26 protein-coding genes are annotated in these 26135 nt (G+C 49.7%); 10 read left to right on the plus strand and 16 right to left on the minus strand.

Features of this window, described 5'->3' with window-relative positions:
- Positions 1 to 31: 31 nt before the first annotated feature.
- Complete coding sequence (locus AC566Q_RS20660) at positions 32 to 601, minus strand: DUF4136 domain-containing protein (protein WP_499610263.1); 570 nt, start codon at positions 599 to 601, stop codon at positions 32 to 34.
- Positions 602 to 718: 117 nt separating this feature from the next.
- Positions 719 to 2263 (minus strand): hydroxymethylglutaryl-CoA reductase, encoded by a 1545-nt coding sequence (locus tag AC566Q_RS20665; protein ID WP_499610266.1) that lies wholly within the window; start codon positions 2261 to 2263, stop codon positions 719 to 721.
- 284 nt (positions 2264 to 2547) lie between these two features.
- Here AC566Q_RS20665 and AC566Q_RS20670 point away from each other — a divergent pair, with 284 nt between their 5' ends.
- The 3 genes from AC566Q_RS20670 to AC566Q_RS20680 are packed head-to-tail and all read left to right on the plus strand — an operon-like array spanning position 2548 to position 6210.
- Positions 2548 to 3807: an HlyD family secretion protein gene (locus tag AC566Q_RS20670; RefSeq protein ID WP_499610268.1), complete on the plus strand. Its 1260-nt coding sequence runs from the start codon at positions 2548 to 2550 to the stop codon at positions 3805 to 3807.
- Positions 3804 to 5975 carry a peptidase domain-containing ABC transporter gene (locus AC566Q_RS20675; protein ID WP_499610270.1) on the plus strand — a complete coding sequence of 724 codons (2172 nt, stop codon included), beginning with the start codon at positions 3804 to 3806 and terminating at the stop codon, positions 5973 to 5975. The genes AC566Q_RS20670 and AC566Q_RS20675 overlap by 4 nt, the downstream gene beginning before the upstream one ends.
- A complete protein-coding gene (locus AC566Q_RS20680) occupies positions 5968 to 6210 on the plus strand; it encodes a helix-turn-helix domain-containing protein (RefSeq protein WP_105932826.1) in 243 nt (80 codons plus the stop codon). The genes AC566Q_RS20675 and AC566Q_RS20680 overlap by 8 nt, the downstream gene beginning before the upstream one ends.
- 177 nt (positions 6211 to 6387) lie before the next feature.
- On the opposite strand, the gene AC566Q_RS20685 is transcribed toward AC566Q_RS20680, so the two are convergent.
- From AC566Q_RS20685 to priA, 12 genes are all read right to left on the minus strand, one after another.
- Positions 6388 to 6489: a hypothetical protein gene (locus AC566Q_RS20685; RefSeq protein WP_499610273.1), complete on the minus strand. Its 102-nt coding sequence runs from the start codon at positions 6487 to 6489 to the stop codon at positions 6388 to 6390.
- Between the two features lie 211 nt (positions 6490 to 6700).
- Positions 6701 to 7300, minus strand: a complete 600-nt coding sequence (locus AC566Q_RS20690; RefSeq protein ID WP_499610276.1) for a Fic/DOC family protein — start codon at positions 7298 to 7300, stop codon at positions 6701 to 6703.
- Positions 7290 to 7448: a hypothetical protein gene (locus tag AC566Q_RS20695; RefSeq protein ID WP_499610279.1), complete on the minus strand. Its 159-nt coding sequence runs from the start codon at positions 7446 to 7448 to the stop codon at positions 7290 to 7292. Before AC566Q_RS20695 ends, AC566Q_RS20690 begins: the two co-directional genes overlap by 11 nt.
- Positions 7449 to 7505: 57 nt before the next feature.
- Positions 7506 to 8174 carry a tyrosine-type recombinase/integrase gene (locus AC566Q_RS20700; protein WP_499610281.1) on the minus strand — a complete coding sequence of 223 codons (669 nt, stop codon included), beginning with the start codon at positions 8172 to 8174 and terminating at the stop codon, positions 7506 to 7508.
- A 114-nt stretch (positions 8175 to 8288) separates the two neighbouring features.
- Positions 8289 to 8681, minus strand: coding sequence for an RHS repeat-associated core domain-containing protein (locus tag AC566Q_RS20705; RefSeq protein ID WP_499617572.1), 393 nt, complete (start codon positions 8679 to 8681; stop codon positions 8289 to 8291).
- Positions 8678 to 9151: a type II toxin-antitoxin system YhaV family toxin gene (locus AC566Q_RS20710; RefSeq protein ID WP_499610284.1), complete on the minus strand. Its 474-nt coding sequence runs from the start codon at positions 9149 to 9151 to the stop codon at positions 8678 to 8680. Before AC566Q_RS20710 ends, AC566Q_RS20705 begins: the two co-directional genes overlap by 4 nt.
- Positions 9152 to 9153: 2 nt before the next feature.
- Positions 9154 to 9483, minus strand: a complete 330-nt coding sequence (locus tag AC566Q_RS20715) for a type II toxin-antitoxin system PrlF family antitoxin (RefSeq protein WP_499610287.1) — start codon at positions 9481 to 9483, stop codon at positions 9154 to 9156.
- 66 nt (positions 9484 to 9549) lie between these two features.
- Positions 9550 to 9858 (minus strand): tyrosine-type recombinase/integrase, encoded by a 309-nt coding sequence (locus AC566Q_RS20720; protein WP_499617574.1) that lies wholly within the window; start codon positions 9856 to 9858, stop codon positions 9550 to 9552.
- A 146-nt stretch (positions 9859 to 10004) separates the two neighbouring features.
- Positions 10005 to 11339 carry an ATP-dependent protease ATPase subunit HslU gene (hslU, locus tag AC566Q_RS20725; RefSeq protein WP_499610290.1) on the minus strand — a complete coding sequence of 445 codons (1335 nt, stop codon included), beginning with the start codon at positions 11337 to 11339 and terminating at the stop codon, positions 10005 to 10007.
- A gap of 72 nt (positions 11340 to 11411) precedes the next feature.
- Complete coding sequence (gene hslV, locus AC566Q_RS20730) at positions 11412 to 11936, minus strand: ATP-dependent protease subunit HslV (RefSeq protein ID WP_123323762.1); 525 nt, start codon at positions 11934 to 11936, stop codon at positions 11412 to 11414.
- A 168-nt stretch (positions 11937 to 12104) separates the two neighbouring features.
- On the minus strand, positions 12105 to 12686 hold the full coding sequence (locus tag AC566Q_RS20735; RefSeq protein ID WP_499610293.1) for an SPOR domain-containing protein: 582 nt from the start codon (positions 12684 to 12686) through the stop codon (positions 12105 to 12107).
- A 120-nt stretch (positions 12687 to 12806) separates the two neighbouring features.
- On the minus strand, positions 12807 to 14999 hold the full coding sequence (priA, locus tag AC566Q_RS20740) for a primosomal protein N' (RefSeq protein WP_499610296.1): 2193 nt from the start codon (positions 14997 to 14999) through the stop codon (positions 12807 to 12809).
- Between the two features lie 224 nt (positions 15000 to 15223).
- Between priA and rpmE the strand changes: the two genes are divergently transcribed.
- Both rpmE and AC566Q_RS20750 read left to right on the plus strand, forming a co-directional pair.
- Positions 15224 to 15436 (plus strand): 50S ribosomal protein L31, encoded by a 213-nt coding sequence (gene rpmE / locus AC566Q_RS20745; protein WP_105932834.1) that lies wholly within the window; start codon positions 15224 to 15226, stop codon positions 15434 to 15436.
- A 322-nt stretch (positions 15437 to 15758) separates the two neighbouring features.
- A complete protein-coding gene (locus tag AC566Q_RS20750) occupies positions 15759 to 16997 on the plus strand; it encodes a malic enzyme-like NAD(P)-binding protein (protein WP_499610299.1) in 1239 nt (412 codons plus the stop codon).
- Positions 16998 to 17058: 61 nt separating this feature from the next.
- On the opposite strand, the gene AC566Q_RS20755 is transcribed toward AC566Q_RS20750, so the two are convergent.
- Together AC566Q_RS20755 and AC566Q_RS20760 are read right to left on the minus strand one after the other, a co-directional pair.
- Positions 17059 to 18063, minus strand: a complete 1005-nt coding sequence (locus AC566Q_RS20755; RefSeq protein WP_499610302.1) for a helix-turn-helix domain-containing protein — start codon at positions 18061 to 18063, stop codon at positions 17059 to 17061.
- On the minus strand, positions 18063 to 18965 hold the full coding sequence (locus AC566Q_RS20760; protein WP_499610304.1) for a GGDEF domain-containing protein: 903 nt from the start codon (positions 18963 to 18965) through the stop codon (positions 18063 to 18065). The genes AC566Q_RS20755 and AC566Q_RS20760 overlap by 1 nt, the downstream gene beginning before the upstream one ends.
- 313 nt (positions 18966 to 19278) lie before the next feature.
- Here AC566Q_RS20760 and AC566Q_RS20765 point away from each other — a divergent pair, with 313 nt between their 5' ends.
- From AC566Q_RS20765 to AC566Q_RS20785, 5 genes are all read left to right on the plus strand, one after another.
- Positions 19279 to 21972 (plus strand): TonB-dependent receptor, encoded by a 2694-nt coding sequence (locus AC566Q_RS20765; protein ID WP_499610307.1) that lies wholly within the window; start codon positions 19279 to 19281, stop codon positions 21970 to 21972.
- Between the two features lie 52 nt (positions 21973 to 22024).
- Positions 22025 to 23026, plus strand: coding sequence for a purple acid phosphatase family protein (locus AC566Q_RS20770; protein WP_105932843.1), 1002 nt, complete (start codon positions 22025 to 22027; stop codon positions 23024 to 23026).
- Complete coding sequence (locus tag AC566Q_RS20775) at positions 23023 to 24912, plus strand: phytase (protein ID WP_105932844.1); 1890 nt, start codon at positions 23023 to 23025, stop codon at positions 24910 to 24912. The genes AC566Q_RS20770 and AC566Q_RS20775 overlap by 4 nt, the downstream gene beginning before the upstream one ends.
- 270 nt (positions 24913 to 25182) lie before the next feature.
- Complete coding sequence (locus AC566Q_RS20780; protein WP_105932845.1) at positions 25183 to 25548, plus strand: response regulator; 366 nt, start codon at positions 25183 to 25185, stop codon at positions 25546 to 25548.
- The gene (locus AC566Q_RS20785; RefSeq protein WP_105932846.1) at positions 25545 to 26129 is read left to right on the plus strand and encodes a chemotaxis protein CheC; all 585 of its coding nucleotides are present in this window, start codon (positions 25545 to 25547) and stop codon (positions 26127 to 26129) included. Before AC566Q_RS20780 ends, AC566Q_RS20785 begins: the two co-directional genes overlap by 4 nt.
- The last annotated feature ends 6 nt before the right edge of the window (positions 26130 to 26135 follow it).

Genomic DNA, 26135 nt, shown 5'->3' on the forward strand with positions numbered 1-26135 from the left:
CCACTGGCCGCGCGATTATGCCACTTCGCAGCTAGTTTGCGCGGTTAGCAGGAAAAGGCTCCAGGAGCGTTTCTATCAATTCGGTTAACGCCTGTTGCACGGTAATGCTGTCGCTGGCCTCTAACTCTGCGCTGCCTGCAGCGCTGTAGATAAACTCGCCGTCCTGTACCACTTCAATTTGCAGATTCTGGTATTCGGTAACCTGCTCGCCTACTGGCACACTAAAAATGCTTCCCAGTGAAATACCGCCAGAGCGACCAAATACACCGGTGCCAAGCCCGATACTGACCGACGAGCCTCCTTCTTCCACCCGGCTGGATGGGAAAAAGCCCACTTTAATATCAGCCTCTGATTCGTTGGCTACATTCAGCCCTTTGCCTTGCAACACGGTCGTTATGGTGGACGCCATATGCTGCTCCAGGGTGGAGTTAAATGCGTTGAGCGGTGGCTGAACATAAAAGGTTTTCAGCGCGGCGAAGTTAGTCTCGTCGCGCATTTTAATTTGAGGCTTATTGCTGGCACAGCCGGCTAGCCAGGCGCAAAATAAAAACACCAGCACTACGCGGTAAGGGAAAGACGTGCCAGCCTTATTGTGATTCATCGCGATAACCATTGAGTTGAGTTACCTTTTTTAACGCCGCAAAAGGGGGGCGGACTGTTTTAGCCGGGAAATAAGGCTAACCAGGAGGACAAGCCCCCCTGATCAGAACCCAATATATTACCGGTTACGGCCATACTGTTCATGGGAAGACACCCAGTCGGAACTGGAGATGGCCGAGGCAAGTGAAATTTCACCCGCCAGCGCCACCGCGCCAACGATTTCGGCAAACTTATACACATTACCCCGGCCATAACAACCCAATAGTTCCAGACACTCACGCTGAGTACCAATACCGGTACCGCCACCATAAGTCGCCACAATGAGCGACGGAATAGTCAGGGAGATATATAAATCGCCTTCCTCGGTCAGCTCAGAATACATGATACCAGCGGAGGACTCCGACACGTTGGCCACGTCCTGCCCGGTAGCAATAAACATCGCGGTAATGCCATTAGGCGAGTGTAAGCCAGTATTATTGACGCCCGACAAGAAGGAGCCGACGCCCGCTACCCGGCCGTGATAATCAATCTGTTTAGGATCCACCCGCATTACCGACAACAAATGCTCGCGCTTAATGGTCGCTTCGGCAATCACCCGTTTACCCCGGGTACGCATGATATTAATTTGCGAGGCTTTTTTATCGGTGGCGAAGTTGGACTCCAGATAAAAGTTTTCGATGCCTTCATAGTGATCGAGGATCCAGCCACAGGCAGCAAATGTAGCGCGCCCCACCATGTTCTGCCCTGCTGCATCGCCGGTACGGTAATTGAAGCGCAAAAAGGCAAACTTGGTAGACAGGAAACTGTCAATATAAATGAGCTTGGCAATGGATGAGGTGGCTTCTGCTTCCTCGCGGATTTTATCGATATTCTCGTTTACCCAGGCTACGAAATCCCGCGCGCCGCGAGCATCAGAAAACACAAATACCGGCGCGCGCTGCATGGCATCATCCACCACGGTGGATTTGATCCCGCCACTCATATTAAGCAGTTTCATACCGCGATTATAAGAAGCAACCAGGGTACCTTCGGTAGTGGCCATTGGGATCAGAAAATCGCCTTTGGCATGCTCGCCGTCGATAGTGACCGGCCCCGCCACGCCAACTGGCACCTGCGCCACACCAATGAAGTGCTCGATATTGCCGCGCAGGGTATTGGGATCAATGGAGTACTGGCCAACATGGTGAATATTAGCGCCGGAGAAGTTTTCAAAGAACTTCTGGCGTTTTTCGATAATCCCCGGCGAGTAATCATCATGCGGATCGCGGGGAATATGCCCTTCAGCCAGATTCGGCGCCGATACGTTATCTTCAACGCTGAATTTCAGTTTGCCGAAAGGTGAGGCCCGGAACACCAGTTCGATAGTATGTTTTTCCGGACTCACTGGCAGGGTTTTATTTAAGTAAACCGTAATGGCCTGCTTAAGCTCAAAAGGTACTTCACCGCTTTCATTCAGCTCTGTCATCGACATAATTTGCTCAGGGCCAACCTGCAGCGTGACATTTTCAGGCGCAATAACTTCCCCGTTTATGGCAATACTGTCTACCTGTTTGAGCACGGCATCTTTGAGCCGGTTTTTAAGCATAAACTGCAAACCATCTTCAGTTTGCGTCAGGCTCCCATGGGTGTACAACTGACGGAGCAAAATACTGGGTATAAACATAACTACGGCTTCCTTGGCAAAACATACATCAAGTGTAGAGCTTTCTTTGCTAACCACAATATATTAACAATCTGCATTAGGAAAGCCGCCGTCAGCATACCTTTGACCTGCAACAACTGTCAGACCAGTGTTTCAACGGCTTACACAAATGAGACATACACCTGCATTTTGAGACATCAGTCAGCGATCGTCCCCTCAATAAGCGCACCAGGCCTGACCTTCACCGTGAACCAGGGCTCTCAGGCATAAGGTTGAATCATCAACCCACAGCAGGAATGGACGCCATGCAAAGCCAAACATTATTTCGCCACCAGGCCGTCGTTTCACAGCAGCAAAAAATCGATAGAGCAATATTACTCAGGCCAAGACTACCCACTCTTATGATTACCGTGCTGCTGTGTAGCTGGTTAATTGGTGTTATAAGCTGGCTGTTGGCGGGACGCTACACTTATACCCAAACCGTAACAGGCTGGCTGGAACCCGCCCGCGGTATTACCCCGGTTTACGGACCGGCATCAGGCGCTATTGTTAGCGAAGTGCTGGTTAGCGAAAACACGCAGGTGCAAAAAGGCACTCCACTTATCAGGCTGACCCGGGACGCAATTTTACATAACGGCCAGAGTATCAACGACGCTCTGATTCAGGAGCTCGACACGCAGATTGAGCGTCTGCAAAGCCAGTACAGGCTTACCCAGAAAGGTTTCACAACCCAACAGCAACGCCTGACTAAAACGGCCCAACGACTCACTGAGGATCGCTCACGCCTCGCCGCCATGCGCATGTTGCTGGATGACAAAATGGCCTTACTGGATAAGCAAATTCAGTCGTTCACCGAACTCACCCATCAGGGATTTTCCAGCCGCCAGCAATTACAAACCTTAAAGACGCAGCGAATCGACGAAACCTATCAGCGTCAGAATCTTGAGCGCGAATGGATAGCCACCTTACAAGCCATTGAAGACAACCAGTTTGCCCTTAGCGAAGCGGAACACGCCCATCAGTTACAGTTGCTGAGTATTGAAAACCAAATCAGTGAACTGCAAAAAAGTCTCGATCAGCAGTACAGTCAGCAGGAAGTCATTATTACCGCGTCCACAAACGGCCGGGTAACCAACCTCAATGCAAAGCCAGGCCAGTTCGCCCAGAGCAATGTGCCTCTGCTTTCGCTGATGCCATTTAACGCCGAGGTCTCTGCACAATTGTTAATCCCGGTCGCCGCGGCGGGCCAGATATCCCCAGGCCAATCCATCAGTTTACGCTACGATGCCTTTCCGCATACCCAGTTTGGCACCTATAAAGCCACCATCGATTCGGTATCTGCTCACTTGCTACTGCCACAGGAAGTAGCGCAAAAACCATTGGCAATAAACACCCCGGTGTACCTGGCCAAGGCAACCCTGCAAGCCACCAGCATTGAATATTTTAATCAACGCATTGCCCTGCGAGCCGGCATGACCTTTGCCGCAGAAATAGCCATTCGCGAGCGCAACCTGATGCAATGGTTATTTGAACCACTCTATGAACTGCATGGAGGTGTGTTGTGAGCACCGTCACACTGTTCAAACTACCCTTGCAGCTCGGCTGGCGCCGTTCGACGCCGCAGATATTGCAAGCCGAAAACGCCGAATGCGGACTGGCCTGTATCGCCATGGTAGCCGGCTATCACGGGCTCAATATAGACCTGGCCAGGCTACGCAGCTTACGCGCCTTCAGCCAGCAGGGTGCTAACCTTAAACAGCTGATTGATTTCGCTCACTCACTCAACCTCAATAGCCGGGCGCTAAAGCTTGAGCCAGAGAATATGAACGAGCTACAGCTCCCCTGCATTTTGCACTGGAACATGCAGCACTTTGTTGTGTTAACCAAAGTTTCAGCGAAGGGTATTGAGATTCAGGACCCGGCATGTGGCAAACGCCGTCTTAGCTGGCAACAGGTTAGTGATGCCTTTACCGGTATTGCACTGGAGCTTCAGCCTGGCAGTGACTTCACGCCTCAAAACCTGCGCCAGCCATTAAAGCTCAGCCAGTTATGGCAGCGTATCGTAGGTATCAAGCGCTCCTTACTGGTGTTGTTTATTTTGTCTTTGCTGCTGCAATGTTTTGCGCTGGCATCGCCCTATTATATGCAACTGGTTATCGACTCAGTGATAGTCAATAACGATGCTTCGCTGCTCAATGTGCTGTTTCTCGGCTTCTTTCTGCTAATTGTTGTGGAAGCGATCACCAATCTTACCCGCCAGACTGCCGGCATTGCTATGTCTGGGCACCTCGCCCAGCAACTCTCGGTAAATGTCTTTACTCATTTGATCCGGCTGCCATTCAGTTACTTTTCCCAGCGCCATATCGGTGACATGGTGGCTCGTTTTGGTAGCTTGCAGGAAGTCAGACGCTTTATCAGTCAGGGTATTGTCGCGCTCATTTTAGACACGCTAATCATGCTGTGCACACTGATTTTAATGGCGTTATACAGCCTGAAACTAATGCTGGTGGTAGTAGGCATTGCGGGGTTATTTCTTGCCCTACGGTTAATTTTGCTAGGCCCGGTGCAGCGCTTACAACAAGAAAGAATTGCCTGTGCCGCGAAGGAAAACAGCCACTTTATAGAAACGCTGAGGGGCATTCAGTCAATCAGAATGCTTAAGCTCGAGTCGTTCCGGTTACATGGCTGGCAGCATTTACTTACCGATACCCTGAACCGTGATATTCGCTTACGCCGCTGGGAAATGGGTTTTAGTATCGTACACCTACTGCTGTTTGGAATTGAAAACCTACTGGTCGTCTATCTGGCTGCCACGCTGGTGATGGAGCAGGCTTTTACCGTTGGCATGCTGTACGCATTTACCAGCTACAAGAACCGCTTTAATTCAGCTATCAACGGATTACTCGAACAATTACTTCAGTGGCGTTTATTGCGCGTGCACCTCGACAGGCTGGCGGATATTGTCCAAACGCCCGTAGACTTTGCCTCACTGGCTCCTGTTTCTTGCAGTGCGCCAGCCCATGTACCTGTGGCGCACAAACTAACTATCGAGGATTTAAGCTTTGCCTATCAGGGTCAACCGCCGCTTTTCGAAGGGCTAAACCTTGAAGTGTTACCGGGCCAAATGGTAGTAATCACCGGCGTTAGCGGCAACGGAAAGTCCAGCCTGGCTAAATGCCTTACCGGCTTACTTCCAGCCACGTCGGGGCAGATCTTGATTGACGATAAGCCGCTCAACAGCCGCGATCCAGCCCAGCGGATCAGTGCCGTAATGCAGGATGATGTGTGTCTTTCCGGCACCGTTATCGACAATGTCAGTGGTTTTCAGCAACATATCGACATGCCACGGTTAATAGAGTGCTGCCAACTGGCCAATCTGCACGACACCATCACCAGGCTGCCTATGCAGTATTACACGCTGCTCCAGGAAGGTGGCAGCAATTTTAGTGGCGGCCAGCGCCAGCGTTTATTTCTCGCCCGGGCCTTGTATCAGCGTCCGGCTCTGCTGCTACTCGACGAGGCCAGCAGCCATCTTGATGCCAACAGTGAAAAGCTTATTAATCAACATCTTTCCCGATTACCCATGACCCGGGTGGTTATTGCCCATCGGCGCGAAACCATTCAAATGGCCCATCAGCGGTATCACCTGGCAGGCGGCCAGCTGACGGAAGTAGCCATCAATTATACGCCTGATTTACCAACCCCCACTCAACAAGGAGATCATCATGTTTGATCAAGAGTTATTAAACCCTGAACATTTGGAACAGTTGTCTAAACGTGAACTTCAGGTGGCGCATAAAATTATCGAAGGCTTACCGAACAAAACCATTGCCTCGCAATTGTTTATCAGTGAGCGAACGGTGAAATTTCACTGCGCTAATATTTACCGCAAGCTGGAAATTCGTAACCGGGCAGCATTAATGGCCCGCTATTTCAGAACCTTGTATACGCAAATCCCTACGGTGTGAGTGGGGATGTGGCAAGTAAGCCTGGCCGGTACAGACGTACCGGCCGGTTTGTATGTTTGGCGTTACAGGATAGTATTGTGGCAGTTAAACACTTTAGACAATTAGAGCCTATGAATATCTAAAACTAAGTCCCGCAAGTTCGACGTAATTGAGTTGGATTCAATTTTCTATTTTGACTTATGTAGGAATTCCGTTTTCAGTACCAAAATAAGTTATTGAGTCTATTGGATCATTCGAATAAAACCGCCCGATAACTGGATCATAGTATCGTGCCTGCATATAAAGTAATCATCGGATTCACAAGCCATGCTGTTATCTTTCAGAAAGGCTTTGATATTTAGGAGGGGTGCATCCCAGCAGGTTTTAAAAGAGCAGCTTACTTCCTCGTAAGCGATATCCATCGTTGATTCTATGTGGCAATGCTGGATAAATCTAGCTGGGTTAAATTAATTCGTGTTTCATGCCTGTCATCTATACAAGCACCTTTTTCTTATTCGCTATCGGATGAGATTGCCTGAGCAAATATTGCCTCAAGAAGAGACAAGTCTAAATTTACCCCTGCTATATTGGCATCTATCCAGTCTTGCTGGGGTATTCGAGGCCATGACACATCATAACCCAAGGTGAATAGCATTTCCTCGAAGAAGAAGCGCTGAATTCGGCCATTTCCTTCTCTGAATGGGTGGAGTAAGTTTATCTCACAAAATACATCAGCCACTTTTGATATTAAAGCTTCTTCAGTTTCTACATGCGCAAGAGTTGGGATAGTGTTGAATAGCTTATTGGCTTCTGGCTCAATACGTGACCATGTACAGAACCGCGTGCCGCCTTTCGAAATATCAACATCTCTTAACTGACCTGCCCAATCATAGACATCCTGGAATAGGTGATAGTGGAGCTGTTTTAGATGCTCCAGCGTAAAATCAGCTATTGTTAGCTTGGGGGCTTCGTATGTTCTGTAACGCTCAGCGGTGAACTCAGCTTCGGCTTCTGCTAATAACACCGCGTCGCGTATATCAAGGTGATTGATAAGAACGTCAGCATCGGGGTAACAGTATCTATCCTGTGTTACCCCGTACTTATCGAGCATACTTCCGTTTTAAATTGGTAATGCTTTTTCGCTCATTACTTTTTTTGAGCGCAAGCCCTTCATAGCTCAGGCTTACTTCGAAGTTATCCATATTCGGGGTAAACCGACCTTTTTGGCTATTGCCAGTCTTTGCAACGGTGTTTTTCATATACCCTCCAGTGTTGCTACGATTTTACCTCAACATGCAAGAAATAGCCATTATGCCCTACCTGAACAACCTCTTATCGCTTAATGCGGACGGATGTGTCTTGTTGTACACATCGCGAAGCTTAGAGCGAGAAACAAAGGTGTAGATTTGTGTGCTGGCAATGTCAGCATGGACCAGCATTTCTTGCACATGCCGAATGTCAGCGCCGTTATCCAGCATGATAGTGGCTGTTGCATGGCGAAACAGGTGACAAGAGCCCGACCGCTTAAACCCTGCAAACCGAACATACCGCGAGGCCATATCAGATAACGCGCAAGCACGGTATCGCGCTCCCTTATCGTTTAGAAACAGCGCACTGCCCGAGTGTAAGGTTGCCAGTTTGAGGCGAAGTTTGGTCAGATAGAACACTAGCCATTCGACTGCTCTATCACTCACTGGCAAAATGTTCTCCCGATTACCTTTGCCTTTTCTTACCCTAATCAATTGCTGATTAAAATCCACATCCTCAATATCGAGATGCAACAGTTCTATTCTATGAATACCTGTGGCAAACAGCGTTTCAAGTATCACACGGTCTCGCATACCCTTAAAGCCATATAACAAAGGCTGCTCAAGGATTTGCTCGACCTCCTCGGCAGTAAAATTCGCCTTGGGTAATGGTCTGCCAACCGTGGGTAAGTCGATGCTACTAAGCTTGTCAGCAGTTAACAGGCCACGATTGAACATCTTTTTGATAAAGTTTTAACGCACAATATCAAATCGTATTTATTGGCTGCACACAGCGGTTGCACCCATCAAGCGGTTTGCGGTAAACATTGAGATATGCCATGTACTCATCCATCAAAGTGTCATGACAGAGCTGGTTGCAGAGCTAACAACAGTCGTGTCCACAAATGTGATAGACCCGTTGTCATTCAATTGTTTCTCTACCTGCCCAGCAATGCTGTTTGGATCAGATAACCTATCCTGGACTAACGCCGCTGCATTGCTATCGCCCGATACAGGACAGATGCCACTTGTCTGCTTTCCACTAGAATCAGTCATACATTTACCTGTAGGATCAGTCATATCAACCGGATCATTGCCCACATAAGCATAAAGATTCATCTGGTCTTCATAACCCACAGGGTCAGTTTGCAGGAATCGCCCTAGCTTTGGATGATAAATCCGTGCTTTGTAGTACAGTAATCGATTGTATGATCCGCTAATTCTGAGCAGTTCAAAGACGATTATTTATCTGATGTTATAGCAGAAGCCATTTTTAAAAGAGCGTCCCAACTATCAGGTGGATTGCCCGAAGCTAGCAGTTTAGCAAATACTTTATATGCATCGTTTTTGCTTTCATATGCGCGTTTGGTTTTTTCATCGTTAACCCACGCATAAACGATAACTTTAGATGCTTGATGATAGCGAAAAAAGAGTCGATATTGTTGGAAGAATTTTGCTCTGAACCAGTGTTTGTTGTTGTCACCTAATGTTGAACCTTGGCGATATTCAGTCGCTGTAGGATCATTCGGAATGATTTCGAATATTAGCTTCTCTATTGCTGCTAATCGCTTGGTCGCGTTTTTCTTTTTGTAGCCGATAGGGTCTCGTGCTTTAAAAGCGTTAACTTGAGCAGTCAACGATGCTAACTGCTCTATAAACAAAGGATGGGCATATAGCGTCCAACCATTTTTTACAACAAAACTACTATCCGCCAAAATCAGTCGTCGTCTTCATCTAGTGGCGCGTTCAAATCGATTTCAACCCCCTCTACCAACGATTGAATAGACGCTTGCATAGCAGGACTTAGCGCTTGAATATTCTCTGGGTGTTGTTCAATATCGTTGCCTAAAAAAGCCAAAAATGAATCTAACGCAGGATCATCTTCAGAAGGCTCGGCACGCGATAACGTCACACTACCGTTAGGCTCCACCGTAAACCTGATTTTATCTTTTTTACCCAAATGCAGTGCTTTGCGCACAACGCTAGGCACGGTCGTTTGATATCGCTCCGTCAAAGTTGATTCAGTTTGTAATGGTAATTGCGGCATGTTGCTATCCTCAATTGAGTACACACAGCAATAGTAATGCATTTGCATTACCATTGCTAGTACTGATTAATATAAACACTCATTACTCAAAGCTGAGGGATGACTTTTGTTGTACACCTCACCAAGCTTGATGCGAGACACATGCGTATATAATTGTGTCGTAGAAATGTCAGCATGGCCGAGCATCTCCTGCACATGCCGAAGCTCCACGCCGTGATCCAGCATAATGGTTGCTGTCGCATGCCGAAACAAATGACATGCACCACCGCGCTTCATACCACTGAGCTTAACGTATCGACCGACCATTTCTGAGAGTTTGCCAGGCTTATACGCCTTGCCATTGTTTGCTAAAAACAATGTGCTGCCAGATGCGATATTGCTTTCTGTTAGTCACTTCAAGATGTAACCTAAGTGGGGGGAAATTTCAGAACCTTGTACACGCAAATACCAACGGTGTAAGTGGAATGTGGCAAGTAAAGCCTGGCCGGTACAGACGTACCGGCCGGTTTGTATGGTTGGGCTTAGAGGATAAAGCGGCTTAGGTCTTCGTTATCCACCAGGCTCTCAAGGTGCTCATTGACGTAATCGGCATCAATGATGTAGGTCTCGCCCTGTTTTTCAGACGCGTCGTAAGAAATATCTTCCATCAAACGTTCAAGCACCGTATGCAGGCGACGGGCTCCGATGTTTTCGGTTTTCTCGTTAACCTGCCAGGCCGCTTCGGCAATTCGCTGAATACCACTTTCGGCAAACTCAACGGTTACGCCTTCGGTTTTCATCAGCTCAATGTACTGCTCGGTAAGCGATGCATTCGGCTCGGTAAGAATACGTTTAAAGTCTTCCACTTTTAGCGCTGAAAGCTCAACACGGATAGGCAAACGGCCCTGTAATTCAGGGATCAGATCCGACGGCTTGCTCATCTGGAAGGCACCGGATGCCACAAACAGAATATGGTCGGTTTTGATCATACCGTGCTTGGTTGACACCGTTGAGCCTTCTACCAGTGGCAGCAGGTCACGTTGCACACCTTCGCGGGAAACATCAGCTGAATTAGCGCCTTCACGCTTACAGATCTTATCGATTTCGTCCACAAATACGATGCCGTGTTGCTCCACCGCTTCGAGGGCTTTTTCCTTAAGATCTTCTTTGTTTACCAACCGTGCGGCTTCTTCTTCAATCAGCACTTTCATGGCATCTTTGATGCGCAATTTCTTTTTCTTCTTCTGCGAACCAGAAGATGACAGATTTTCAAACATGCCTTGCAGTTGGTTGGTCATTTCTTCCATGCCCGGCGGGGCCATAATTTCTACACCAATTTGCTGCTGGGCAACGTCGATTTCGATTTCTTTGTCATCCAGACTGCCTTCACGCAGTTTTTTGCGGAAAGACTGGCGGGTACCGCGATCTTCCGAGCGCTCTTTTTCACCCCAGGCATTTTCGGCAGGCGGGATGAGGATATCCAGAATACGCTCTTCGGCAGCTTCCTCAGCGCGATAGCGCACCTTTGCCATTTCCTGCTCTTTGGTCATTTTTACCGCAATGTCTGCCAGGTCGCGAATGATGGTTTCGACTTCCTTACCTACATAACCTACTTCAGTAAATTTTGTTGCCTCTACCTTAATAAACGGCGCATTCGCCAGCTTGGCCAGACGGCGGGCAATTTCGGTTTTACCTACACCCGTTGGACCAATCATTAAAATGTTTTTCGGGGTGACTTCCTGGCGCAGTTCTGGCGCTAACTGCATACGTCGCCAGCGGTTACGCAGCGCAATGGCGACTGCGCGCTTAGCGCTTTGCTGACCGATAATATGGCGGTCCAGTTCGTGGACAATTTCTCTTGGTGTCATTTCAGACATAATTAACCCTTATGTAAAACTGACGGTAGTCAGTATGGCAGCCGCCTTCAGGCCACTGCCAACACAATTCATTTAGTAATCGAGTACTTCAACCGTTTGATTATGGTTGGTGAACACACAAATGTCGCCGGCAATCGATAAGCTTTGGGTGGCAATTTCGTGTGCCGTTAACTGCGTATTATTCAATAACGCTGTCGCCGCTGCCTGGGCATAGTTACCACCCGAACCGATGGCAATCAGATCCTGCTCTGGCTGCACCACATCGCCGTTACCGGTAATAATGAACGAAGCGGTTTCATCGGCGACAGCCAGCAAGGCCTCCAGACGCCGCAGCATGCGGTCGGTACGCCAGTCTTTCGCCAGCTCTACTGCCGCTTTGGTCAGGTGACCCTGGTGCAGTTCCAGTTTGGCTTCAAAGCGTTCAAACAAGGTAAACGCATCGGCGGTACCACCGGCAAAACCGGCTAATACTTTATTTTGATACAGGCGGCGTACTTTACGGGCATTGCCTTTCATTACGGTATTACCCAATGACACCTGGCCATCACCGGCCATGACAACCTGATTATCTCGTCTGACTGATACTATTGTAGTCACGTTTACTCCACTGTAGTGGTTTGGCACAGCATTCCGCCGGGCGGTCTGTGCGTTGACAATGAGTAGTAGGTGGGGGAGCCTGACGATTTTTCAAGACTTAAAAGATGAATATACGCTGGCGTTTGCAGCGGCCAATAAAAAAGCCGGCGACTTCCGGCTTCCGATTATTTACAAATTCCAGAACCAAATCTGACAGGTGGTGATATTCACTTTGCGTAGTGCGTGTTTGGCACGCTCAGCGTCGCGCTTGGCGTCAAAGGGGCCAAGGATCACACGGAACCACTCGCCGTTGGCGCCATCGCTGTGCCGGATCTGCGCTTCCAGCCCCTGAAACGCAATTTTAGCGCGCATTTCATCGGCCTGGGCCCGGGTTCTGAACGAGGCACACTGCATCAGGTAACGCTTGTCGGATTTTTCCTGCTCGGCGACTTCAACTTCTACCTCGTAACCCGGCAGTGACTTAATGTATTCCCATTCTTCCTCGGGCAGTTCGGGTAGTTCATCTTCGATAGGCGCAGGCTCTACCGTAAGCGGTTGAGCGGTATCCGGATCGGCATTATCTTTAATTGACCACAAGAACCAGGCAAAGCCCAGTAACAAAGCCACCACAACGGCCACAGTTACCCAGGGTACAGTTACCTGTGGCTCCTGCTGGTTGCGACCTCGTCTGGCAGTTTTTTTGTTTTTTGTTTTCTTGGTATTTTTCTTTTGTGGCGCACGTCCACGAGAAACGTAATCGCGTTGAGACATAATGCTGTTTCGATTTCCCTGTGTGGATGATTATTATTATCTGCAGGCAGTGTACCTGCTCTTTGGCAAAAATGCTGCTTTAAAGTGTGGTTAACGCTGAAAGTTTACCAGTAACCACACTTAACTCAGATCGACCGGGTCAATATCCAGACTCCAGCGTACCTTGCTTGCCAGAGGCAACGCTTCTACCTCCTGCAAGTGATGTTTTAGCCAGCTATGTAGCGCAGCACGCTGCTGACTCTGCAATACCAGCATATAGCGAAAACGCCCCTGACGCTTCTCAATCAAACACGGCAACGGCCCGATAAACTGCCCTTTGGCGGCATTCACACTGGGGCGATAGCAATCGCGTATTTGTTGTAACAGGTTGGCAGCGAGCCCTGCTTCGCCGGCTTCGGCGCGGAAAATGGCCTGACTGCTATACGGCGGCAGAGCGCCCAGCTTGCGTTCCTGCAATGCCTGACGAGCAAAGTGCGCAAAGCCGTTATTAATGAGATCCTGCAAAAGTGGGTGGCCGGGGTTATCGGTTTGCAGCCACATTTCGCCCGGTTTACTGGCGCGACCGGCGCGACCAGCCAGCTGCGTAATCAACTGCGCGAGCTTTTCCGCCGCCCGAAAGTCGGCCGAGAATAACGCGCCGTCACAGTCGAGCACCACTACTAAGGTTACATGAGGAAAATGATGCCCCTTCGACAGAATTTGCGTGCCCACCAGCAACTGATATTTGCGCGCATTGATTTCATCGAGACGGGTGATGAGCTTGTCTTTGCCTTTTACCGCATCACTGTCGATTCTGACCTGCTTTATATCCGGGAATAGCTGCCCCAGCCCCTGTTCGAGCTGTTCGGTACCAATGCCAGAGGTTTGCAGATCGTAGCTGTGGCACTCACTGCACTGCTCGGGCATTCTCCGGCTCGCACCACAATGATGGCACTGCAACCGGCCCTGGGACTTATGGTAGGTAAACGGCCGCTCGCAACTTTTGCAATCCACCGTTTGGCCGCAATGATGACACAGCACTGCCGGAGCAAAGCCGCGACGGTTTAAAAACACTAACACCTGATTACCCTGTTGCAGATGGCTGCGCATAATGCTTATCAGGCCCTGAGCTATTCCGGCATGGAGCGGCTGATCACGTGAATCGAGTACCTTTAACTGGGTGTGACTGGCTCCGCCGGCCCGCTGACTTAAGGTTAAATGGGTATAGCGTTTATTCAGCGCGTTATTCAGGCTTTCCAGCGACGGTGTAGCACTGCCCAGAATCAAGGGTACGTTTTCGGTATGGGCTCGCTTTACCGCGAGATCCCGGGCATGGTAACGCAAGCCATCCTGCTGCTTAAAAGACTCATCGTGCTCTTCGTCCACAATGATCATGCCTGGTCTTTTAAGCGGCGTAAAAATGGCTGAGCGGGTACCAATGATAATCCCCAGTTCTCCGCGCCGCGCCTGTTGCCAAACCTTCAGCCGCGCCAGGTCAGTCATTTGTGAGTGCAACACGCCAACATTAATGCCGAAGCGACGCTCAAAGCGCCCTACTGTTTGCGGTGTCAGGCCTATTTCCGGCACCAGAATCAACACCTGTCTGCCTTGTTTGAGTACCGGCTCAATTACCTGCAAATACACTTCGGTTTTACCGCTACCGGTTACACCGTCGAGTAAAAACGGTACAAAGTGGCTGGCCTGCTGATTGATAGCCGCAATGGCCACGCCCTGCTCGGTAGAGGCAACAGGCGGTGTTTGCTGCAGACTAAATGACGCCCAGTCCTGCTTTTCAGTCAGGCGGATACTGGTTTGAGTGGTCAGCGCTTTCTCTTCCAGCGCCTTTAACACCACATTAGAAAATTTGGTTTTGATTTCTTCACTGGCCAACGGCCCTTTGGCCAGTAAAGCGATGCATTCGAGCTGTTTTTTGCCCCGTAAAGTAGGCGATTGCGCTTCGGCTTGCCCGGCTTCGGTTAAGGTTAATGCCGGAACGCTGTCACTCAACGCCCCGCCTTTGCGCAACCGGGTGGGCATAACCGTCGCCCAGACTTCACCAATCGGATGATGATAATAAGTGGCCAGCCACTGAGTTAACGCTTGCAATGTGGGATCAAACAGCGGCTGCTCATCGAGAACTTCGGTTACCGCTTTCAGTTTAACTTCAGACTCCGTCTCGCCCGCCGGGTCGTTATAACTTGCTGTCACTACCCCGATTAGCTGACGGCGACCAAAGGGCACGCTTACCCGTACACCCGGCGCCAGCTTTTGCTCGCTGGTGTAACTAAAGGTTTGTCGTAGTGGTACCGGAACGGCTACATCAATGATTGGCATAGTGAATTTTGAACAACGCACATTATCAGGCTGAATTTAAGTAGTGGTTATCCTAACATGCGGATAGCAAAGTATTGCACGAAAATACTTGATTGATTATTCGGCATCCATTAATATGCGCCGCTCTAAAAAGCAGGCGGTATGTCGCTTGTAGTGAAAATTAGTCACGTATGGTGGCCAACTTCGGGTTGGTTAGCGATGCGGCCTTATTTTGAGGTAATCCCATGAAACAAGATATCCACCCTAAATACGAAGAAATTACTGCTAGCTGTTCTTGCGGTAACGAAATCAAAGTTCGTTCAACAATGGGCAAAGACATCAGCCTGGACGTATGTTCAGCTTGTCACCCTTTCTACACTGGTAAACAACGTAACGTTGACACCGGTGGTCGTGTTGACCGCTTCAAGAAGCGTTTTGGCGCACTGGGCAAAAAATAAGCCCCGTCCTGAAGAAAAAGCTTCGAAGAAAAAGCGCCTTTACGGCGCTTTTTTTGTGCCTGTTTTTACTATCATGTTAATTGATTGGGGTAATGGTAAAACCATTTTCCATAAGTAAAACAAATTACGATTATTTCTTCAGCAACGTGGCGTTCAGGGCCTGTTCGCGTTATGTTAGTTAGCATTAACAAGTTTGTAAGGTACTATCGATTTTACAATTGATAGATACCATGCCATATGACATGCGCTGTGATACAGTTCGCCTATAATAACAATAACCTAGCGACTGGCTTACAAGATAAAAATTACAGGACTTACAAAAATGTCAGATTTTCGCCAACGTGCCCTCGACTACCACGCAAAACCTACGCCGGGCAAGATCCGCGTAGAGCTCTCCAAACCGGCAGAAAGTGTTGATGATCTCGCCCTTGCTTACAGCCCCGGCGTAGCGGAACCCTGCCGCGAAATAGCTGAAGATCCAAACGCTGCTTATACCTACACCGGTAAGGGTAATATGGTTGCCGTTATCAGTAACGGTACCGCAATTCTCGGCCTCGGTAACCTCGGTCCACTGGCCTCCAAACCGGTAATGGAAGGTAAAGCGCTATTATTCAAACGCTTCGCCGGCCTTGATTCGATTGATATTGAAGTTAAACACCGCACGACCGAAGAGTTCATCAATACGGTAGCCAATATCGCCGACACCTTTGGTGGCATCAACCTGGAAGATATTAAAGCGCCGGAATGCTTTGAGATTGAACAGGAGCTGATCAAGCGCTGTAAGATCCCGGTTTTCCATGATGACCAACACGGCACCGCAATTGTAACAGCTGCCGGTATGCTTAACGCACTGGAAATTCAGGGTAAAGAAATCGGTGATGCTAAAATTGTTTGTATGGGTGCCGGCGCCGCTGCCGTAGCCTGTATGGAATTACTAATCAAATGTGGTGCCCAGCGTGAGCGTATTTATATGCTCGACCGTAAAGGGGTTATCCATACTCGCCGTGACGATCTCACGCCGCACAAGATGCTGTTTGCCAACAACACCGACAAACGCACTTTGGAAGACGTAATGGACGGTGCGGATATTTTTGTTGGGGTATCCGGCCCGGATTTACTGCCGCCTGAAGCGCTCGAACTGATGGCACCAAACCCGGTGGTATTTGCCTGCTCTAACCCGGACCCGGAAATCAAACCGGAAGTGGCCTTGGCTACCCGTTCTGATCTAATTATGGCGACCGGTCGCTCTGACTACCCTAACCAGGTTAATAATGTATTGTGTTTCCCGTTTATTTTCCGTGGTGCACTGGATGTTCGGGCTACCGCCATTAACGATGAAATGAAAGTCGCTGCGGTTGAAGCACTGCGTTCAGTATCCAAAGAGCCGGTACCTGAATCCGTATTAAAAGCCAGTAACGTGGATAGCCTGACCTTTGGTAAGGATTACATTATTCCAAAACCGATGGATCCGCGTCTGTGTAGCCGAATCGCCAGAGCCGTTGCTCAGGCCGCGATCGACTCAGGCGTAGCGCGCCTTGAAGTAATGCCGGATTATCAGTAACCACCAACCAAACGCATAACCAGGCCATCCTTCGGGGTGGCTTTTTTTGTTTCAATTACTATTACACTTCGCGCAACTGACTGGGCGTTTGCCCGGTCCAGCGCTTCACCGCACGACGGAAATTAGTAATATCCGTAAAGGCCATTTTCAACGCGCTTTGCTCGTTATTGAGCTTTTGCACCTGCAGGTAGTAAATGGCCTGCTGACGTCGAATATCATCGTGCAACAAACTAAAGGTAGTGTCGTGATCCGCCAGTTTACGCTTAAGTGACGCCGGGCTTAAGCCGAGTTCACCAGCAATAGCAGGTAAGGTAGCGTTGCTGTTGCGGCGCAGGTGATAGCGCACGGCATCAAGCAAAGTTACGCGGTACTCCCGCTGCTCCAGAAAGCGACGCAGGGCAAACTGCTTAAACATTCGATTAGGCTGTAAACATGGCGTTGCCAGCTCTGCTCTGGCCACTTTAATGGTAAAGAAGGGCTGCTCGAAAGACAGCCGGAACCCCAGCCCCTCTTCGTATTCCTGGATCTGCCGAGGACGCGCGAAGGGAAAAGAAAAGTGCAGCGCCAGACGTTTACCGGTGCAATGCCGGGCCAGTGCCACCAGCGCTGCACAGTAGGCCTCGGCCATAAAACGAAACTGCTTACCACTGCCCACGGCGTCCTGCAGCACCAGCAGTAAGTCATCGCCCTCGTCATAGCGAAAAGCAGAGACAAAAGGGTAAAGACGGGTCTGAAAGGATGGCAGTGCCCGCAAGCATTCGCCAAAATTCCGCGCGTGGGTAAAATAGGGCAATGCATCGCTAACAAAAGCCGACACTAAGTGATGGCCAAACTGAAAGGCCAGGTCGAAGCCTTTGTAATGTTGAGTGGCGTTGCCGCAAAGACGCTGCAACTGATTACAACTTAATGGCTTTGCAGTAAGTAAGTCTTCACTGAAAATTCCCGTACCACGTAACAGCTTTTGCTCACCCGCACCACGGGCTACCGCTACCTGCACCAGGCTTTGGGCAAGCTGTCTGGCAGGCAGTGTTTTATCGGTACGGGTAAGCAAAGCGTTATGCGTCATCAGGCGGCCTGCCGGGAGGTCTCATCTAACTGACGGTTCAGGCCGGCCATCATTTCAGCCAGCGTTACCTGTTGTTGCAACTGAGCACTGACACTGCGCACTGAATGAAAAATCGCCGTGGTCTGGCCGCCACTTCTGAATGCCACATTGCGAATGCTGCACTCTAACTGACGGGCAAACTCGCAGGCCTCTTCGGCGGCAATTTCCGGCATCAGGATAACAAACCGATCGCCGGCATAGCGGCAGGCCAGGTCGACGGCTCTGAGGTTCATCACAATTAACTGTGAAATCTCCTTTAAGAAGCGATCCCCTTCGGCATGGCCGTAGCGCAAATTGAGCTGCGAGAAATCGTTAATATCCAGTATCACTACTGCCGCCTTTACGCCCTGCTCCTGTAACTCCATGGCCCTGGCTCGCCAGTAGTCTGCCCGGTAAAGCTGGGTAATAACATCGATTTGATCGTGGGCCCGATACCACATTTCGCGGCGTTGCAGCTGTTTGTTGAGCGCCAGTTGTTCCTGATGCCACCAATACAACGCAACACTCATCACGACCATACCCATTGCAGCGGGAATAGACTCCACCACGCTGAGCCAATGGGCCGCATCGCTGTAAAAGGTAAATTCATCGAACACGTCGAGCATGGCGGAAAAATTAAAAAACGCCAGGCCTGCCACCAGCAGTGCCGTAACCTTGCCTGGTGGGCGGCTGATCATCACCGCGGTTATCCAGCACAAAGTGAGCAGGCATATGCTGCCCTCGCCCACGACATCCAGCCACTCAACGTCTGCGATATCTTTCAACTGGCCATTAGTAACGCATAATGTCACTGCCAGCCCCAACACCAGCATGACAAATGCCAGTAAGCCCCGGTGACGTGTTAATAAACTAAAATCCATCATTTTTTCCGCATGCAAAACAATTTTACCTGCGCCTATTGTTAATTGAGTCGCCGGTAATCTTAGGGGTCATTCTGGCTCAGCAATATGACACTGGTATGATGCTTTTCCCTTTTCAGCCGGCTTAAAATACTTTTTTTCAATATTAAACAACGGTTTGCACGGGGGTCATTTGGGCTCATCGAGTTTAAAAATAACGCTTTTCAGGCCGATTCCGGCTATTTTTCAGGCAACTGTGCCATTCACCGTCATCGATTTGTCATTTTTGCTTTCTACCGTAGCCGCCAACACATACACACAACTTAAGAGAACACTCATGAAAAATCGTATTTCCAGCCTGGCGTTGGCTGTCAGTACCGTTTGTTGCTCATTTGCTTCGGTCGCAGCAGATAATGCGGGGCTGATTGGTCAGTTAACCAATAAAGATCAAAGCCGGGTTTTTGCCGGCGCAAAAATTGAAATTACTGAATTAGGTAAAAAAACCTTTTCTGGCCGCGATGGGACTTTTCGTTTCACTAATCTGCCTGCCGGTAACTACACGCTGGTTGTTACTTACCTTGGTGCCGATCCGGTTAGTCGCGGGATCACCCTTACCGAGGGTGAAAATATTACGCCGCTTATTACCCTTGAAGCGGCAAACGAAGCGCTGGAAGAAGTGATGGTCCGTGGTCAGCGTGGCGGTCAGGCCAGCGCCATCAATCAGCAGCGTATGGCTGACAATATTAAATCTATCGTTTCAGCCGATGCCATTGGTCAGTTCCCGGACCAAAACGCTGCCGAATCATTGCAACGCCTGCCGGGTTTGTCTATCGAACGCGATCAGGGTGAAGGCCGCTTTGTAGGGATCCGTGGTATCGATCCTAACCTCAATAACGTTACCATCAACGGCCTTAACGTCCCGTCTCCGGAGGGCGGCGTTCGCTCAGTTGCTCTGGATGTGATCCCCTCTGAACTAATCCAGACGCTGGAAGTTTCCAAGTCTGTTACTGCAGATATGGACGGCGACGCGATTGGTGGTTCGGTAGAAGTTAAATCGGTAAGCGCTTTCGACCGCAAAGGCCAGACCGCCAGTTTATCGGGTCAGCTAAGCCAAAACGAGTTACGCGATGAAATGAGCCCCAAACTTTCCGGTACCTACACCAATTTATGGAACGATACTTTTGGTGTGGCGGCAGCCTTATCTTATTTCAAACGAGACTTTGGTTCAGACAACATTGAGTCCAACGCGGATGACGAAATTGAACAACGTCATTACACCATTAGCCGTGAACGCTTAGGGGCTGCGGTTAACCTTGACTACCGCCCTGACTTTAACAACGCTTACTTCCTGCGCACCCTGTACAGCGAATTCTCTGATGAAGAGTATCGTCAGCGTAATACCTTTGTGTTTGACGGTGAAGACTCTGAAGTGGAGCGTGAGTCGAAAGATCGTTATGAACAACAGTCTATCCTGACCATCGCTGCCGGCGGTGAGCACGTGCGTGGCGAGTGGACTTTCGATTATCAGCTCGGTTACGCCAAGTCTGATGAAGATGAGCCGGATGCCCTCTACTACACCTTTATCACCGAAGACGACAGCATCGAGGGTGATATGCAGCGGGTAATCCCCAGCATTAGCTACGCCGACTCGGTGAATGACTTCAATAACTACGAGGTTGACGAAATCAGCTTTGAGGATAACTACGCCAAGGACACTGAAAACAGTATTAAAGCGAATCTGAGCAAAACCTTTGCCGAAGACCCCTATCTCAGCGAAATTAAAGCCGGTGTTAAATACCGTACCCGTACTAAAACTGTCGACAGCAATATCTACATTTACGACGGCGACTTCGATGATATGGATCCGACGCAATTTGCTGCCAGTGACGTAGACTGGGGGCTGGGTGATTTTGGCCCGGGCCTGAACCGCGGTGAGATGCGCAGCTACTTCAATCAGAACCGTGGTTCGCTGGAGCTGTCAGAGCTGGACTCTGAACTGGAGTCAAATGGTGCATCCTACGAAACCAACGAAGATATCTTTGCCGCCTATTTTATGGGCACCTTTGATATTCACGATGTACATATTGTGGCCGGTGTTCGTTATGAAAAAACCGACTTTGATACCGCCGGTATGCGTGTTGAGTTGATTGAAGATGAACAACTTGACGTGGAAGAAGTGGTTAACACGCCATGGCAGTCAGCGCGTAGCTATGATCACTTCCTGCCCAGCATTAACGTTAAATACAGCATCTCTGAACAACTGATCGTTCGTGGTGCTTACACGCAAACCATTTCCCGCCCGGGCTTTGAAGAATCAGCCGCTTTCCAGATTATTGAAAGCAAAACCGAAGAAGACGATGGCGCCTTTGTTACCGAACGTGAAGCCGAAGTGGGTAACCCTCAATTACTGCCTTACGAGTCAGACAACTTCGATCTGTCGATTGAATATTACCCTGGCCAGATTGGCGTGCTGTCTGCCGGTTTATTCTATAAGCAAATTGACAACTTCGTTATCTTTGCCGATGTAGCAGGTATGCAAGGCTGGGAAGGCTTTGATGAAGTCATTCAGCCGCGTAATGGCGAAACCGCCGATCTCACTGGTTTGGAACTGTCATGGGTGAAAGCCTTTGATAACGGTTTATTACTCTCTGCTAACGGTACTTTTTCATCCTCTGATGCCACCACGCTGCTGGACGGAGAAGCGTACAAAACCAGCCTGCCTAATCAGTCTGATACCGTTGGTAACCTGACCGTAGGATACGAAGACAACGACTGGAGTCTGCGTTTGGCAATGACCTACAAGAGCAAAAACCTGGAAGAAATCGACGGTGACATGCTGCGCATGGAAGATGCCCATCAGCAGTTCGATTTTATGGGTAAATACTATATCAACCAGGATCTGACGGTGTACTTTAACGCCATCAATATTAATGATGAGCCTTACTATCACTACTTCGACCGTCGCAGTCAGAATGCCCAGTACGAAGAGTACGGCCGTACCTTCGAAATTGGTTTTAACTGGCAGCTATAAGCTCTATCGGTAATTAGGCGGGCTGTTGTCCGCCTGCATCTTAAGGTTTTCAATGAAACTCATACAATTACTCACGCTCACCACTTTGCTTTGCGCACCACTGATCCAGGCTCAGTCAGCTCAGCAGGACGTTTTTGGTGAGCACTATTACCAGACCAATCAGATCCCGTCTTCATTCACCAAAACCGATGATGACTATACGTTTCTGGTGGTCGGCGACTGGGGCCGCAATGGTCACTTTGCTCAGCGCAACGTTGCCAAATGGATGGACATTGCGTCTTATCAGTTTGATGCCGACATGATTATCTCTACCGGCGATAATTTCTACGACAACGGTATTGCATCGGTCAATGATCCCTACTGGCAAACCTCCTATGAGAATATTTATCATGGCCCGCACCTGTTCATCGACTGGTACGTGGTGTTAGGCAATCACGACTACCGCGGCAACTGGCAGGCGCAAATCGATTACTCTGCTGTCAGTCGCCGCTGGAACATGCCGGCGCAGTACTTTGATAAGCTCATTCCGCTGGAGGAAGGCGGTTTGGTGCATCTGGTTTTTTTAGATACCAGCCCGCTGAATCCGGATTACCAGCACGACGCTAAATATCAGGAAACCCTGCGTCAGGATAGCCAGGCTCAGCTGACGTGGTTTGAGCAAACACTGAAGCGCCATAAAAACGCCGACTGGACCATTGTGATTGGTCATCACCCACTTTATTCCAGTGGCAAACGGTATGGTAAAACCCGCGCTGTGCGCGGCGTAATAGAACCACTCCTGGCACAGTATGAGGTAGATGCCTATATCGCTGGTCACGAACATGACCTGCAACATAACAAACCTGCCGGCAGCAGTGTGGAACACTTTGTTTCCGGCGGCGGATCTGAGATCCGCCCGGTAGCACAACGCAAGTTTACCGCGTTTGCTAAATCATCCGCCGGTTTTGCTGTGGTGCGGGTTAATCAACAACAGTTCACCCTTGAATTCATTGATGATAAGGGCGAAGTCATCTACCAGTATACACGGGATAAAAGCAGGGAGTCGGGCCAATGAAACCGCTTAAATTTACGCTGGGGCTGCTCGCCAGCCTCGCCCTGGGGGCCTGTAGCGCCAGTGATCCAGCCGGTACTCAGCCAACTGAACCCGCCTCAACACTCACGCTGCGCGCACTCCCGGTGGCTGGCGAGAGCCTCAAACCTGTGGTCATCAACACACTCAAAGGTTACCTGATCACCAGTGAAGCAGAGGGGCTTATCTGGGCGTCGCCTGAAGGTCAGCAGATCAGTGGGTTTACCGATCACATCGCTCAGGCAGACTGGCGTCTGCTGCCCGGCTCAGACAACACAATTGCCATTGCCGCCATCGATCAGAATACTTCAGCCCTGCACCTGGTGACGCTCGATACTGCAACCGGGGAGTTTCTCTTACAGACTTCGCTGCCCTCTGCAATTGCCGACCGTGAAACCCTTTGCCTGAGTCGTCAGGACGATACGCTGCACCTGTTCAGCTCCGATGCCCGTGGATTGATGTCTCACTACCTGCTGAACACCGGGGAAAACTGGCAGCTTACGCCAATCAGACAAATGATGGTGGGGCCTGATCTGTCGTCGTGTGCGGTTGCTGATGAGAACAACTCGCTGCTAATTGCCGAAGAAGGCACCGGTATCTGGCACTATAGTGGCAACGCTGAAGGCGAAAATGCCCGCAACCTGGATTACTTCTCTACCGGCCCTGAACTGGAATCGGTAGCCGCCCTGGCCGATGGCCGCTATTTTGTGGTGGCTACCGACCAACCGTTCATTTATGAGCGCGGTCAGCGCAACCGCCAATGGCCTTTGGCTACAGCGCGTGAACTTAAGTCTGTCAGTGCCGCCGTGGCCGGCGACACCCTTTATCTTGGCGCTTTTGATGAAGCCAGCGGCGAATTACTCGCCGCTACCCTTAACGATACCGCGCCTGCCAGCAAGGCTACCAGGAAGGTATATACCCTGAGCGCCGACGTGCAAACCGCACCGGTCAACCGTTATGGCGATGCCGCTGATGATCCGGCTATCTGGGTAAACCGGCTCAATCCTGCCGCCAGCCTGGTGTTGGGTACCGATAAAAAATACGGACTCAATGTGTATTCATTAAAGGGTGAGCAGTTGCAATCATTGCCTGTCGGCCGGGTCAATAATGTGGACGTGCGTTATCAGATTGACACACCAGCCGGTAAGCAGGATATTGCCGTAGCCAGTAACCGTTCATCACAGACGTTATCGGTATATTACATCTCCGCTACCGGTAAGGTGACCCACGCCGGCGAACTCCCCACTACATTGTCTGATGTTTACGGCTTATGTAGTGGGGTTATCGATGGTCAGTTGCATACGTTTATTAACGACACCGACGGCCGCTATCAGCAATATGCCTTCACCTTTACCGGGGACGGCCCCTCGGCAGAACTCGTCGGTGAGTTTAACCTGCCCAGTCAACCCGAGGGATGCGTGGTGGATGATGCCAGAGAAATACTCTACATGGGTGAGGAAGCCGCAGGCATCTGGCAAAAGGCACTGTCACAGCCACTCAGCGCGCCGAATCTGATTGCCTCTGTAGGTGAGGAAGTTGAAGCCGATATTGAAGGCATGGGCATTTACACGCTGGAAGATAAACGCTACCTGGTAGTCTCCAGTCAGGGCAATAGCCGATTTGCGGTGTATGCGCTTGATGATGGTAATCGTTTGCTGGGAACGTTCCGGATCGGCATCAACGGTGCCAGACAGATTGATGGCGTTTCAGAAACCGACGGCCTTGAAGTCACCTCAACAGCACTTGGGCCGCAGTTTCCTGACGGACTCATGGTGGTTCAGGATGGCCGCAATGTGATGCCAACCGCCCCGCAAAACTTTAAACTGATTAGCGGCACTAAGCTGGCTGAGTTTATTCGCCAGAATCGCTAACCATCCTTGATCCGGCTCCGCCTGGTGAGCCGGTTCGCACGCTTACATCTGCGTTCATCGCTCCCCGTCGTTACTTATCACCCTGAATACTTAGGTATAAGATTAAATAAACATAACACCAAATCACCTCATAAAATAACCAATAGTCACATTTGTCACCATTTTCATATTCGCTAGCGGCACGCTAAGCAAGGTAGAAATGACCGCATCAGACTTGCAGGATTGTAAAAATGGCAAATACTTATATGAAACCGGAAGTCGGAGTCCTTTATGAGTTTAACAGTGTTGGTGGCAGATGATTCAAAGCTATCCAGACGCAGCGCTATCAGAGCATTGCCACCGGAGCTTGACACAACAGTCATGGAAGCCGCCAATGGGAAAGAGGCCATCGAAACGCTGTCAGGTAACGCCGTTCAACTCGTTTTGCTTGACTTAACCATGCCCGAAATTGATGGTGTGGGCGTGCTTGAATACCTTTCTGAGCAACCTTCATCACCGGATGTCATTGTTATAAGTGCCGATTTTCAGCCGGAGAAACAGCGTATAGTGATGTCGCTGGGTGCTAAACGGTTTTTACGCAAACCACTGGATAAAGAAGAATTAGCAATGACCTTATTTGAGTTGGGTTACCTATGAACGATGCAATTGCCCTGTCTGAAGACCAGCGGGATGCCTTACAAGAACTGATGAACATTTCTATGGGTCAGGCTGCCAACAGTCTGGCCCATTTAATCGAAACCAAAATCGGCATCTCGATCCCTAAAATCACTGCAGTTACCCCGGCCGGGCTGTATGAGTTAGTCAGCCATAATCAACAGGCCTATTACACCCGCCAGTCTTTTATGGGCGACATTCACGGCGAGGTGATGTCGATTCTCACCCAGCAGGGACTTACTGAAGTCGCAGAACTACTCGAATATGAACAACCACTATCAGAAAACGATATCAACGAAACGATTCTGGAGTTGTCTAATATTCTTGCCGGTGCTTGTCTGGCCGGGTTGTCTGAACAGCTCGAGCTGGCCACCAACCTGCAGATGCCAACATTATTTGCGCCGCAAAAAAGTGACTTTTCGCAATATGACTGGCAACACAGCCTGGTAATGGAAGTAAAATTCGATATTCATATTTCATCGTTCACCATGCGCGTGGTGTTTTGCCTGGACGATGCTTCATTGACACGGCTAAAATCGACGATCGACGAGTTACTGGGCTAGCCCTTT

The organism is Alteromonas sp. H02 (genome assembly GCF_059682525.1).